The following is a 12,541-nucleotide window of genomic DNA, read 5'->3' as shown; positions in this document are numbered from 1 at the left end:
CTCTATCGGTAGGTCGTTGTCGTGAAGGTCGTTGATCACCACGTCAGATGCTTTCGTGACTGTCACTGTGCCAGCCCCTTCTTCCAAGCAAAGAGTCGGTTGTCGACGAGGGCGAGGGCGCCGCTGACGAGCACACCGAGCACACCCGCGACAAGTGTTGCGGCATAAACGATGTCGAGATTGGTGGCATTGGCGCTGTTCACCAGGATGAATCCGCCGATTCCCTCACCGTTGCCGATGAGCAGTTCGGCGCTCACCGCGACGATCAAACCGATGGAGGCCGCGACCCGTATTCCGGTGAAGGCAAAAGGAAGCGCGCTGGGAATCTTGATCCGGAACAGGATGCCCAGCTGGGTCAGCCCCAGTGTCCGTGCGGTCTGTACAGCTGTGGCATCCGCGCCACGCACCCCGTACAGAGTATTGAGCAGAACCGGCCAGACGCAGGCCAGGGCGACCGTTACGGAGAGCGGAAACATACCTGCGCCGAACAGCAGCACGAGGATCGGACCCACTGCGACGGAGGGCAGTACGCGGAAGACCTCAACGGGGAATTCGAACGCCCGGAAGACGGTGCCGAAGGCCCCCATCATGCTGCCCAGGAGAACGCCGACAACCGTTGCCATCACCACACCCAGCAGCCACTCCTGGAGCGTGAAAGATACTGCGATCCAGAAGTTTGTGTCGCCGAAGAGAGCTCCGACTCCGCTCAGCACGTTGGAGGGGATAGGAAGCCCCGCCTTGTCCGTCACCCCACTTCGGAGTACGAGCTCAGCGAGGACACACAACCCCACGGTGCCGATGACTCCGTAGGTGAATTGTTTGCTGCGGTCGAGTGGTTCGTTGAGCAGCTTCATCTGGGATCAGTCCTCCGAAGAGTCGGGGAGGATGTAGGTGTGTTCGACGATGTCGTAGTCGTCCGGGACAAGCCCCTGTTCCTTCAGCATGCTCGCGACGTGCTCGAGGCCGTCGAGATCGGGCGTGGACCGGAAGTCGGGCAGGACCATCGTCTCGGCGACGTCGTCGGAGACCCGTGTGACGGCGGGGAGCCAACTCCTGAACCCTTTTTCGTCCTCGGACATCTCGGCGCCTGCGGCATAGATCGCGCGGGCGAATGCAGCGGTGGTATCGGGGTTTTCGGAAACAAACTTGTCGCCGGCGACGAACGTTGACGCGGCGAGGTGTTCGTTGGGGCCGGACGTAACGTCGGCGATGACGCGCATCCCGGCGTTCTTCGCGGCGGAAGCGAACGGTTCTGGCGCGTACCCGGCATCGATCGATCCTGCCTGGACGCCCGGGATCATCTCGGGAAAGGGTACCTCGATGAAGGAGGGCTCGATGTCCTTGCCCAGGCTCCTCACCAGATTGTTGAAGGTGACGTCGCCGATGTTGCGAGTCGTGTTGGTACCTAACGTCTTGCCGTGAAGATCATCGATCGTGTCGATGGGTGAGTTCGGATTGACGAAAACGATGCCACTACCCAGCCCGAGCGACGAGGTGTGCGTGACGTTGGTGACCGGCGCGCCCTGTGCCTGCATGATCGAAGCGGAAATCGAGTTCGAGATCGCGAAGTCGAGTTCACCGGTGGCGACCTTCTGGATACCGATCGGACCGCCCTGGATGGGCTCGAGGGTAACCTTCAGTCCTTCTGCCTCGAACAATCCTTTTTCCTCCGCCCAGTAGACCGCCGCGTAATCGGCGAGAGGGAGGACGCCGACGGTCAAGTCGGTTTTCTCGAGCTCACCATCGGCGGTGCCTGCTGGGGCTCCGCTGGTGGAGCACGCACTGAGAAGCAATGCGCTGCAGGCTGCGAAGGCGGTGATGCCAAGGCGGAACTTCGTCATCGGGTCTCTCCAATTCGAGGGCGGAGAACTCTGAGCGAGAAACTCCTAAGCGCCAAAATGCTTGTTGGAAAGATTCCTACTTTGCTTAGGGCTAAGAGGCAAGGGGTCGACGGTGTTTTGCCTACTCTTTTACGTGTTGGTTACCCAGCGCGGTCGCCGCAAGTCCCTCAGCCCGACCCCTGGCCCCCCGGGCATCACCCGTGGTCAGGGGGTGTTCTGCGACGATTCACCCCGACACGCTGCAGTCCGGATTCAAATATCGCCCGGATCGGTCGCGACTTGAAGGGAGTCTTCGAGTTCGGAGAGGAGATCTGCGAGACGGGCTCTCGTGTCCGCGTCCAGGGGTGCCAGCATCCTCTGCAACTTTGTGAAGTGAGCATCTGCGATCTCGTCCACGAGTTTGCGACCGGCTTCGGTCAGGGCAACGTAGACAACGCGAGCGTCGTCGGCATCCCGCACGCGCGTGACCAGCCCTGCTGCCTCGAGGCGATTGACCCGGAGGGTGAGGCCGCCAGTCGTGACGAGAGTCTGTCTGGCAAGCTCACCGGCGGTGCATCGGTGGTCGGGTTCCGACCGCCGAAGGGCAGCGAGCACGTCGAAACCTGCCTCGTGGATACCGAATGCTTCGAATCCGGCATTGATCTCCTGGCGGTACAACAGGTAGCTACGGTGCAGACGACCGAACACCTCCAAGGCGGAGACGTCGAGTTCGGGGCGTACATGCGCCCATCCTCGGATGATGTCCTTGACGCCGTCGGGAGTTTCTCCAGCTTGGGCCACGTTCGCTCCTGTTCGTTGAGAGTGTCGGGTCGCCGCGGTGCGCATCGGTGGGGCACCAGGTATGGTCGCGACCTTGGGGAGCTCGGCAACTTCGATATCCAGTCTGCGGCGTCGTCGTTGAAGGTTCGGCGCCGGTGCGTTCGACGCGCCCCGGCGCTTAACTTAGCGGAAAGTTACTACAATGACGATGTCCACAGGGCATGCGGACCACCTTCAATCAATCGGACCATTCGGTGGTCTGATCGCCACCATGATTGATGTAGGTGCGTGGCAGCCGATCGCGGACTCCGTCACCGGCTCATGTTTCATGACGCCCTGGCTGGCTCAGCGCCACGGTACGTGCCTAACCCGCAGTTGGGTCCCGGGCTGATCAGGAGAAAGCTGTGCTCGAGTGACGCCGGGACGAGATCGTGCTCGACACCAACAATTACATGCCCTGTCGCGACGGCCACTTTCCCACCGTCGATTCGGGCGAGAAGGCGGCGCACGAACTTCGGCAGGAGCAGCTACCGCTTTCGAAGGTGGCCAAGGCGTTCATTCACATCCAAGCGCCCCGCCTCCTCACGTCCGCGAAGCCGGCGGGTAGCCCTGACCGTCACGCGCTCTCGGTCTCGGGCGACTTCCCCGGTGCCGTCGAATTGGTCACCAGGTTGTACGACGACTTCGGGTTCGACACCGTCGACAACAGCCCGCTCAGCGAGTCGTGGCGCAGCGGTCCCGGCCGACCGGCGTGGCTCGCACACGAAGACCAGACGCGAGAACAGTTGGCCGCCAACCTTGCCGGAGCGCAGCGACCCGGGCACACGTGAGTCGCGCTTTTCCGAGAACTCTCCGCAGTAATTCCCGCCCTGCCGTGAGCCGGTTGTCAGCGGCGTGTCACCCACTGGTTGGCCAGTCGATTTAGCCTTGCCGGTGAGCACTGCGCGACCGCAGCGAGCACTCGCGCCTGCCATCCCACCGCCCGGTGCACCCGCCCCCAAGTACGCCCCGGGCGGGTTGCCTCGTAGATCTCGGCGGCGACATCGTCGGGAGTGAGGTGGATGCCCAGCGTGCGGACGGCACCGACGTTCATGTCGTGCGTCATCGCGGTGTCGACGAACAGCGGCCACAACGCGAACACCCGGATGTCGTACCGGCTCCATTCGAGTTCGAGAGCTTCCGTCAGGCCGCGTACCGCGAACTTCGTCGCGCTGTACGTGGCGAGGTCACGTTGCCCGTAGATCGCCGACGCCGAACAGAGGTTGACCACCTGCGCGCCCGGCGTGCGGCGCAAGTATTCGAACGCAGTGTGGCAGCCGAGGATTGCGCCCGTGACGTTCACGTCGACGATCCGGCGGTGCCGTTCGGCGGGGGTGTCCTCGAACGGCCCGGACGAGAGGATGCCGGCGTTGTTGACGAGGATGTCGAGCCGACCGTCCGGGCAGAACTCCGACAGGGCACGGGCCCAGGCGTCGGCGTCGGTGACGTCGAGAATGCCTGTGACGATGTCGGGCTGCGCGTCGGCGAGGCTGTGCAGCCCCGATGCGTCGACGTCGAAGGCGCCGACGCGGTAGCCGTGTCGCGCGAACTGCAGTGCGGTGGCCCGGCCGATTCCGGATGCGGCGCCGGTGACGAACACGCTGGGTTTGCTCATGGGAGGAGCCTAGACACCGCGACTCGGTTTACGCGCCGGCTGAGTACCCTTCGTCGACGCTGGTTTTGAACGAAGCCCGCGCATCCGCTCGGCCATAAAGTTTTGACGACCGCCTCCGGCGGCTCGGTCTTTCCTGGACCGGTGTCGAACTGATCGAGTGGGAGACGCACGCGATCCTCGGTTCGTAGTTTGTGATCTTCTCCGAGAACGAAATTCTGCGGCCGGCAGCGTGATGGACTCCGCCCGACCGAAGTCCCCCACGAAGGGTGAGAATTCATGTCTACTCCGATCCGTCGACGCATCGTCGCAGCTGGATTCGCGGCCGCGGCTGTAATAGCAGGAGTGACGACGGGAACCGGCACGGCGGCAGGGGAAACGAAAGTGCCGCTTACTCAGCCTTGTTTCAGCCTGAGTCCCTACATTCTCGATCAGCCGTACGTACAGACCAGCGTCACCGTCGACCAACGGGTGTCGGGGAGTGTCGTCGTGACCCTCGGGACGGCATCGTCCTTCTGGTTCCTCGCGGGCGGTTACAACACGGATATCCGCCTCGACTGGCACAACACCGACACCGGCGCCCGGGGAACGGAAAACACATCGATCCGCTCCACTGTCCCTGCCGGTACGGCGACTTTCTTCTTGGGCACGGGACCTGGCCGGGTCGAATTCACGTTCCGTGCAGTCAACAGCCTTCCGTTGTGGAGCATCCCGACCAACACGTGCCGCGGCGTGATCGACGTGTGGTGAGCGTTCCGCACCCGCATCGGCGCAGCCATGATCACAACCATCGCGGGGGTCCGATCCCGGCGTTGTCGACGTAACGGCTGCCCGCGCCTTAGATGACAGGCAGTCTGCCTTGTACTTCGACCGGGGACACTGCTGATCGGGTGCGGGCGTCAACGATTCAGATGCTGCATGATCTCTCGATGATCGCGATCCGTGTGGGCTGGATTCTCATGGCCGCCATAGTTGTGCTGCTCGGAATCGGTGCAGCTACCGGCCCGATGCTGCAGATTACGGATTGCGAGTTGGACATGTACTCGCCGGAAGTCCCGAATCGTGAGGTCTGCAACGCTTCGATCCAAAGTTACTTCGGGAATGTGATCGTGCCTGTGCTTGCGCTGCCGGTTTTCGTGTGCCTGATACCTGTGTTCATGCCGCGCCAGCGTGTTGCCCGGCTGACCACGGCCGCATTTTTCGTTTTTCCAGCCGTGGGGGTTTTCGCTCTCGTCTTCTCATGGAAGCCGACCTTGCTCGATCTGTTCGGTTTCTTCTGGCCTGCCGGGTTCCTGGCGGTGCTCGTGACCAGCCTCGCTCAACTGGTGAACCTTCGACGGAACGGCCCCGGCCCTCTGCAACTTCTACCGTGACTCGTCGCCGAGCATCGGAAGCGGCACGCCGGGGTCAGTTTTCATTCGCCGCCACGGGTCAACCGCCAGTCGCCGTCGACACACCCCACTCATCGTCGGGGGTTGCCCCGGCACTCATCGGTGGCCTTATTCGCGGCATGCGGTGAGGGCGGCGCAATCGGCTGAGGAGGTGGCAGTGCCGGTCTCGCTGTGGGATCGATAGGGAAGGAGTCGGTTACACGAGTTAACCATGATGAAACCGCCATCGCGTTTCTTGCCACTATCGTGTGTTTCACGCCAGCGATCGGCGCGCTTCCCCCGACACGGCCGGATCACCGGCCTCGTTCGAAGGACTCCTCATGGTCGAAACACGCATCGTGCCAACTTTCCTGGTTACAGCAGATTTCTGGAAGTCGCTGCCGCAGATGTCCACCGACGAGTTTCCCGGCACACAGGGATACATCGACGACGTCTACCCGAACCCCGGAGGGTCGGACATGGCCGCCGGTTACTTCGCCCTGCAGCCCACCGATGCACCGCTCGACTACCTGTACGAATACGACGAGATGAAGGTCGTGCTGGAAGGAGAGTTCCGGCTCGAGAACCTCGACACCGGCCAGGTGGCCACCGCACGCGCCAGGGACGCGATCTTCTTCCCGAAGGGTTCCCGGATCCGCTTCACAACCCCGGAAGGCGCGCTCGCCTTCTATGTCGGCCAACGCACCTTCGCGCCGTAGGGATACGTCATGAGCGTGTGTATGGAAACCACGAGCGTGCCGCGCTGGCACGAGGAGCAGCACATCGCCGAAGGCGGGCGGGCCGTGACCATCCTTTCCTTCGGTGACGCTGCAACCGAGCATGCGCGAAAAGTTCTGCCCGCCTTCCCTGGTCGCCGAGTGGACTGGTTACGGCTTGCGACGAACTGGAACGGCGCGTCGGCGGACACACTCCGCCGCCGGCTCTCGGCGGCGCGCGTGGGATTCCGACTCGTGCTCGTCGGTGGAGAAGCGCCGGTGCTTTCCGCCCGCGCGGAGGCTGTAGCTGCGGGATTGCTCGATGACGAGATCCTGCCGATCACGATCGGCAGCGAAGCACGCACCGTCTATTGCGCGCATTGCCACTCCACCCACCTCGCCTCGGTCGGGATCGGACAGGTCACCGCCTGCCCGACCTGCACGGTGGAACTGGTTGTCTATCACCATGTGTCGCGTCATCACGGCGCTTATCTGGGTTACATGTTCGATGCGGAGGAGCGTTGATGACACTGGCAGCAGGGACCGACGTCCGATCCTCGGTCGACGAGACGAGCCTCGTGCTCACCGTTGCCGAGGTCGTACCGCTTACGCAGGGGGTCCGGCACGTGCGCTGCGCCGACGCCGCGGGACGCACGCTTCCATCGTTCACGCCAGGCAGCCACCTGGTGCTCTCGTGCGGCACCGGCGTCGACGGGCGTCCACGCCGCAACGCGTATTCGCTCACGGGTCCCGAGTTCGAACCCGACCACTATTCGATTTCTGTGCGCCTCGACGAGCACGGCCGGGGCGGATCTCGATGGGTCCACGAACTCGGGGTCGGGCAAGTGGTGCGGGCGGGGATGCCCCGCAGCGCTTTCGCCCCGGTCCTCACCGCGCGCCACCACGTGCTCGTCGCGGGCGGTATCGGTGTGACACCGATCCTGTCGCACGTGCGTGCCGCGCGAAAATGGGGACGGTCCTTCGAGGTGCACTACATCTTCCGCGAGGGCGACGGGCCGTACCTCGAGGACCTGCGCGAACTCTGCCGTGACCGGTTGCATATCTACAACACGCCGGAGAGTTTCTGGGCGCACATGGAACCGGCGTTGCTCGACCAGCCGCTCGGCACCCACCTGTACGTGTGCGGCCCGCCCGGCCTGATCGACGCGCTCACCGGCAGGGCTCGCCAAGACGGGTGGCCAGACGCGCGCGTGCACTACGAACACTTCGGTGTCGGCGATCTCGACCCCGGAAACCCGTTCACCGCCCATTTGGGCCGCACCGGTGTGGACGTCACCGTCGATTCGGGAGTCAGCCTCCTCGAAGCTCTCGAATCGGAAGGACTGGCGGTGCCCAGCCTCTGCCGTCAGGGAGTGTGCGGCGAGTGCCGTCTACCGGTGAGGGGCGGCGGGGTCGACCACCGTGACATGTACCTGAGCGAAGCCGAGAAGGCCGTCGGCGACTGCATGATGCCGTGTGTTTCCCGCGCTCGCGGTGAGCGATTGGAGCTGGACCTGTGAGCGCGATAGCAGACCGCGGGATTCTTCCGGAGCGGATTGTGCGGTTCCCCTTCCCATTTCCACGAGACACCTACCGGTACAGCACCAACGTCGAACCGGCCGGAATTCCGGTGACCACGCCGGCGGGACGGTGGGGGGAGCACCCCGTCGACGTCGACGGCTTCTACCTCGACGACCTCGCCGAACGCGACCGCATCCTCGACACGGACCCGACGCGGTTCCAGTCGTTACCGCACATGGAGATCGCACAGTGGGACGCGATGCTCACGCTGATGAAGATGCTCGAGGAGGCATACCCCCAGACGTTCTCCCTCGTACGCGACGGCAAGCTGTGGCGCTGGTGCAATCGGGCGCTCGACGTCGAGCAGGCCTTTGTCTTCGGTGAACGCACCACTCTTCCGGAGCCGCCGTTGCGCTACGTCGGCCGGCACATCCAGGAAGATGTCGTGCTGCTCGATCAACGGAACGGCGAGTTGTGGGGCGACGCCGGTTTGGTGACGTTCGCCGCCGACTGGTCGCTGCGTTTCGACGTCGGCATGAGTTTCCTGCAGATTCACGGGCCGGTTCCGCGCGTTCACACCGAAGGCGTGATTCCCCGCGCACAACAGTTCCTCATGAAACTCGAAGCAGGACAACGGTATCGACGCACGAACTGGTCGCTGAGCGTGGATCGGCGGCTGGACCAGTCCACCGAGACGTACCCGGTGTGGGGTCACGACCGTCGCACGCTCGGTGAGGGACCACTCGGCGAAGTGGGACGCAGGCTGCACCTCCGTGTGGAGGTGCAGCACCTCGTCCGGCTCGGGGTGTCGGGGACGATCATGTTCCTGATCCGCACGCACCTGCTCCCGCTCGAGGACATTGCCCTGGTACCCGAATGGGCCGATCGCCTGTACCGGGTGCTCGAGGAACTGCCCGAGGACATGGCCGAGTACAAGGGCATCGCGCGTACCCGGGGTCCGGGCATGCGCTGGCTGACGGAGTACGCGGGGGTGCAGCCGTGAGAATATCCGGATTCGTTCGACGACCGAGTGATGATCGCCGGAACCGCGCCGGACGCGATAGCGCCCTACATCACCGAGTCCACAACAGGTTCACGAACGCACGTGCATCCGTTCGCCCTGGGGACCGAAGATCGCCAATGCCTCGCATGCGGCGGGCCCGGGATTGCCGATCCAGTGTGGCGTGCGGGTATCGAATTCGACGACCTCTCCCGGTGAGAGCACCATGTCGCGGTTACCGAGGATCAGGCGCAAGCGCCCACTGAGGACGTAGAGCCACTCGTAGCCCTCGTGCGTCTGCAACGTCGGCTGAGTCACGTCGTCGACCGTGGGAAGCACCATCTTGAAGGACTGAAGGCCGCCCGGACGCCGGGTCAGCGAGAGGAAGGTCCGGCCGTGCCGGGTCACCGCCTTCGGCCGGATTCTGGGGTCGCCGGTTTCCGGGGCGTCGACGAGTTCGTCGAGTGCGACGCGGTAGGCGCGGGCCAGCGGCAGCAGAAGTTCGAGGGTGGGCCTGCGCTGTCCCGATTCGAGCCGGGACAGGGTGCTGACGGAGATGCCGGTCTCCGCGGCGAGGTCGCCGAGGGTGGCCTCCCGCTCGAGCCTGAGCTGTCGAAGTCTCGGGCCCACGCCCTTCAGCACGTCTTCGTCTTCCATGGCATCCAGTATGCCCGACTTCTTTGCTGACTCGGCAAGAATGTTTGCCAATTCCGGTTTCGGGTCTGCACCCTGGGAACATGACGGATAACGAGAACTTCGATGTGGTGATCATCGGCGGCGGCGCTGCCGGCCTGAGCGGCGCGATGGCGCTGGGCCGGTCCCGTCGCCGGGTGCTGGTGATCGACGCCGGAGAACCCCGCAATGCCCCCGCCGAGCATGCGCACAACTACCTCGGCCGGGAAGGCGTCGCTCCGTTCGACCTGCTGGCCGACGGCAGAGCCGAGGTGGAAGCGTACGGCGTCGAAGTCACCGGCGATCGGGTGCAAGCCGTGACCCGAACAGAGCACGGCTTTGCCGTGGGCACCGGAAACGGACGCGAGGTGACAGCCCGGCGCGTGCTGATCGCGACCGGCGCGGTTGACGAGTTGCCCGACGTTCCCGGACTGGCAGCACGATGGGGCCGCGACGTGCTGCACTGCCCCTACTGCCATGGCTGGGAGGTGCGCGATCGAGCGATTGCGGTGCTGGCGACTACCCCTATGGCAGGACATCAGGGTCTGCTCTTCCGTCAACTGACCGACGACGTCGTGATCGTCGTCGCCGACGGGGTGGAACTGCCGCACGACGATGTGGAACGGATGGCCGCCATCGGTGTGCGGATCGAGCACGGCACTCCGAAGGAGGTCGTCACCGATGGTGATCGACTGGTGGGGTTGCGGCTCGCCGACGGTTCGGTCCTCGAACGGGAGGCGATCGTGGTCGGGGCGCGGCCGCAGGTACATCTCGAGTTCCTCGCGCCTCTGGGACTGGAGCCGCAAGAGGTCGAGTTCGGTGGGGTGCCGATGGGCACCGTGATCCCGGTCGACGCGATGGGAGCAACCACTGTTCCCGGTCTCTACGTAGCCGGCAACGCGACCGACATCAGCATGACCCTGATCGGCTCGGCCGCACACGGAAATCGGGTGGGCGCCTTCATCAATGCGGACCTGGCTGCCGAGGACGCCGACCGTGCGGTCGCCGAGCGCAGGGCCGAGATGTTCGAGCAACCCGCGTGGGAGGATCGCTACTCCGGGGATCGCGTCTGGAGCGGAAACGTCAACCCGCAACTCGAGGCCGAGGCATCCGCCCTCGCACCCGGGCGGGCACTCGACGTGGGCTGCGGCGAGGGTGCCGACGCGATCTGGCTGGCCGGCCGCGGCTGGTCGGTGACTGCCCTCGACTTCGCCGTCGCGGCATTGGACAAGACCGCCGCACACGCAGCCCAGGCCGGAGTCGGTGACCGCGTCACGACCCGCCAGGCAGACATCCGCAGTTGGGAGCCCGGTGAGGAGCGCTGGGACCTGGTCTCGTCGCAGTTCATGCACCTGCCCGACGGCGGAATGGTCGACGTCACCCGGCGTCTCGGCTCCGCGGTCGCCCCCGGCGGCACTCTGCTCGTGGTGGGCCACCATCCCGACGACATGGCCACCGGGCTCCGGCACGGCCACCACTCGTTCCTCTTCACTCCCGAATCGCTCGTGAAGGCGCTCGAGGACGGCAAGTGGGAGATCGAAGTCTGTGAGGCCCGATCCCGCACGGCCACCCACCCGCACACCGGCGAGGAGATCACCGTCCGCGACTCGGTGCTGCGCGCGCGACGACTCGGCTGAGTTCGCAGCGGTGTGACGTGAAGAGTGCATGCTTTTTCGCTTGACCTTCTCGCTACGGCAACTTCTACGGTCGGAGCCGAGACCGGACCGACCGGTCTCGCGGAACGATGGGAACGGATATGAGCTGGTCGATCGCGGATGTGGCGAGGATGTCGGGAGTCACCGCCCGCACTCTTCGGCATTACGACGACATCGGACTGCTCGAGCCTGCCTATGTGGGCGCCAACGGCTACCGCTACTACGAGGAGGAACAACTGCTGCGCCTGCAGCAGATTCTCGTACTGCGTGAAATCGGACTGAGCCTCGCCGAGATCGCACACGCGGTCGACTCCGAGCCGGACACGCTCGCCGCCCTCAAACGGCAGCACGACCGTCTGCTGACGGAACGGAACCGACTGGGACGGATGGCCGACACGGTGGCGCGCACCATCGCCGAAATCGAAGGGACAACGGCAATGACCGGAAAGATCAACCGCCCGGAGAACCTGTTCGAGGGCTTCGATTACAAGCAGTACGACGACGAGGCCCGCGAGCGCTGGCCGGAGGAGTTCGAGCAGTCCCGGCGCAAGACCGCCACGCTGACCACCGACGACGTCGAGAACATGCAGCGTGAGGTCACCGCGGCGATGATCCGTATGGCAGAGTTCATGGCCGCCGGAACCCAGGTCGGAGACCCGGCCGTGCAAGCGGAAATCCACACGCAGTACCAGGGCATCTGCCGCATGTGGACCCCGAACCGGGACGCGTACAAGTGCCTGGGGCAGATGTACGTGGACGACGAGCGGTTCAAGGCGAACTACGAGAAGATCGCCGAGGGCCTGGCCGAGTATCAGCGAGACGCCATGGTCGTCTACGCAGACGAGAGGCTCGGCGACTAGCAACCATCGTCTGAACCGGTACCCCTGAGCCGACCGACTCGGGGGTACCGGCAGCTGTGAAGTAGCGTTCGCTCTCCGCTCCCGAATCCGGTGCAGCGATCAGGACTGCTCAGGCATTTGCCTGCGCGGACCGAATCTCCGACCGGGTGATACGCAACAGTTCGTCGAGTGCATGCCGACTGCGGGTGAAGCAGGCGATTCGGCGGTCGAGGTCCTCGATCTCGGTGCTCAGCCGCTCGGCGAAAACCCGATCGCAGTTGCTCGTCCACCTGCCTTCCCGGTCGTCGCGTTGGTCGATGACGATCGAGATCAGACGAGTGGGTACACCGGACGTGACCAGGTCGCGAATCCACTTCGCGCGATCGACGTCATCCTCTGTGTACTCGCGGTAGCCGTTCGCGCCCCTCGTCGGGTGGAGCAGACCCTCCTGCTCGTAGTAGCGCAACATCCGGGAGCTGAGTCCGGTGTGACGGGACAGGTCGCCGATCCGCATAGG

General features: G+C 64.4%; 15 protein-coding genes. 9 read left to right on the top strand and 6 right to left on the bottom strand.

Translation table 11 applies throughout. The features are described from left to right. Positions 1-62: 62 nt before the first annotated feature. The 3 genes from ACLQ3J_RS18355 to ACLQ3J_RS18345 form a co-directional block, all read right to left on the bottom strand. The gene (locus tag ACLQ3J_RS18355; RefSeq protein WP_169653116.1) at positions 63-854 is read right to left on the bottom strand and encodes an ABC transporter permease; all 792 of its coding nucleotides are present in this window, start codon (positions 852-854) and stop codon (positions 63-65) included. A gap of 6 nt (positions 855-860) precedes the next feature. Further along, entirely contained in the window at positions 861-1,841 is a 981-nt protein-coding gene (locus tag ACLQ3J_RS18350) for an ABC transporter substrate-binding protein (RefSeq protein ID WP_169653129.1), read from the bottom strand. Between the two features lie 252 nt (positions 1,842-2,093). After that, positions 2,094-2,621, bottom strand: a complete 528-nt coding sequence (locus ACLQ3J_RS18345) for a MarR family transcriptional regulator (protein ID WP_346765408.1) — start codon at positions 2,619-2,621, stop codon at positions 2,094-2,096. Positions 2,622-3,031: 410 nt separating this feature from the next. On the opposite strand from ACLQ3J_RS18345, the gene ACLQ3J_RS18340 reads away from it, so the two are divergent. Further along, positions 3,032-3,430: an NADPH-dependent F420 reductase gene (locus ACLQ3J_RS18340; protein ID WP_206038915.1), complete on the top strand. Its 399-nt coding sequence runs from the start codon at positions 3,032-3,034 to the stop codon at positions 3,428-3,430. A gap of 56 nt (positions 3,431-3,486) precedes the next feature. Here the strand turns inward: ACLQ3J_RS18340 and ACLQ3J_RS18335 are convergent, their stop codons facing one another. Next, positions 3,487-4,254, bottom strand: coding sequence for an SDR family oxidoreductase (locus ACLQ3J_RS18335; RefSeq protein WP_169653118.1), 768 nt, complete (start codon positions 4,252-4,254; stop codon positions 3,487-3,489). A 342-nt stretch (positions 4,255-4,596) separates the two neighbouring features. Between ACLQ3J_RS18335 and ACLQ3J_RS18330 the strand changes: the two genes are divergently transcribed. The 6 genes from ACLQ3J_RS18330 to ACLQ3J_RS18305 all read left to right on the top strand — a co-directional run bounded on the left by ACLQ3J_RS18330 (position 4,597) and on the right by ACLQ3J_RS18305 (position 8,861). After that, the gene (locus tag ACLQ3J_RS18330) at positions 4,597-5,001 is read left to right on the top strand and encodes a hypothetical protein (RefSeq protein ID WP_169652953.1); all 405 of its coding nucleotides are present in this window, start codon (positions 4,597-4,599) and stop codon (positions 4,999-5,001) included. 179 nt (positions 5,002-5,180) lie between these two features. Further along, a complete protein-coding gene (locus ACLQ3J_RS18325) occupies positions 5,181-5,624 on the top strand; it encodes a hypothetical protein (protein WP_169652952.1) in 444 nt (147 codons plus the stop codon). A 338-nt stretch (positions 5,625-5,962) separates the two neighbouring features. Next, positions 5,963-6,340 (top strand): cupin domain-containing protein, encoded by a 378-nt coding sequence (locus tag ACLQ3J_RS18320; protein ID WP_169652951.1) that lies wholly within the window; start codon positions 5,963-5,965, stop codon positions 6,338-6,340. A gap of 21 nt (positions 6,341-6,361) precedes the next feature. Beyond that, positions 6,362-6,862 carry a dimethylamine monooxygenase subunit DmmA family protein gene (locus ACLQ3J_RS18315; RefSeq protein ID WP_169652968.1) on the top strand — a complete coding sequence of 167 codons (501 nt, stop codon included), beginning with the start codon at positions 6,362-6,364 and terminating at the stop codon, positions 6,860-6,862. After that, positions 6,862-7,857 (top strand): PDR/VanB family oxidoreductase, encoded by a 996-nt coding sequence (locus tag ACLQ3J_RS18310; protein ID WP_169652950.1) that lies wholly within the window; start codon positions 6,862-6,864, stop codon positions 7,855-7,857. Before ACLQ3J_RS18315 ends, ACLQ3J_RS18310 begins: the two co-directional genes overlap by 1 nt. Continuing rightward, positions 7,854-8,861, top strand: a complete 1,008-nt coding sequence (locus tag ACLQ3J_RS18305; RefSeq protein ID WP_169652949.1) for a heme-dependent oxidative N-demethylase subunit alpha family protein — start codon at positions 7,854-7,856, stop codon at positions 8,859-8,861. Before ACLQ3J_RS18310 ends, ACLQ3J_RS18305 begins: the two co-directional genes overlap by 4 nt. Before the next feature lie 90 nt (positions 8,862-8,951). On the opposite strand, the gene ACLQ3J_RS18300 is transcribed toward ACLQ3J_RS18305, so the two are convergent. Beyond that, complete coding sequence (locus tag ACLQ3J_RS18300) at positions 8,952-9,515, bottom strand: helix-turn-helix domain-containing protein (RefSeq protein WP_425904099.1); 564 nt, start codon at positions 9,513-9,515, stop codon at positions 8,952-8,954. Positions 9,516-9,595: 80 nt separating this feature from the next. Here ACLQ3J_RS18300 and ACLQ3J_RS18295 point away from each other — a divergent pair, with 80 nt between their 5' ends. Then, a complete protein-coding gene (locus tag ACLQ3J_RS18295) occupies positions 9,596-11,167 on the top strand; it encodes a bifunctional NAD(P)/FAD-dependent oxidoreductase/class I SAM-dependent methyltransferase (RefSeq protein ID WP_296549770.1) in 1,572 nt (523 codons plus the stop codon). Between the two features lie 119 nt (positions 11,168-11,286). Beyond that, positions 11,287-12,045: a MerR family transcriptional regulator gene (locus ACLQ3J_RS18290; protein ID WP_425904098.1), complete on the top strand. Its 759-nt coding sequence runs from the start codon at positions 11,287-11,289 to the stop codon at positions 12,043-12,045. 109 nt (positions 12,046-12,154) lie between these two features. Here ACLQ3J_RS18290 and ACLQ3J_RS18285 read toward each other — a convergent pair whose 3' ends face one another. Continuing rightward, entirely contained in the window at positions 12,155-12,538 is a 384-nt protein-coding gene (locus ACLQ3J_RS18285) for a MerR family transcriptional regulator (RefSeq protein WP_296549767.1), read from the bottom strand. Positions 12,539-12,541: the final 3 nt, after the last annotated feature.

Source organism: Rhodococcus sp. DT1 (assembly GCF_049844875.1).
Lineage (GTDB): Bacteria > Actinomycetota > Actinomycetes > Mycobacteriales > Mycobacteriaceae > Rhodococcus.
The sequence above is the reverse complement of the archived record's forward strand: the minus strand, read 5'-3'. Positions and strand labels throughout refer to the sequence as shown.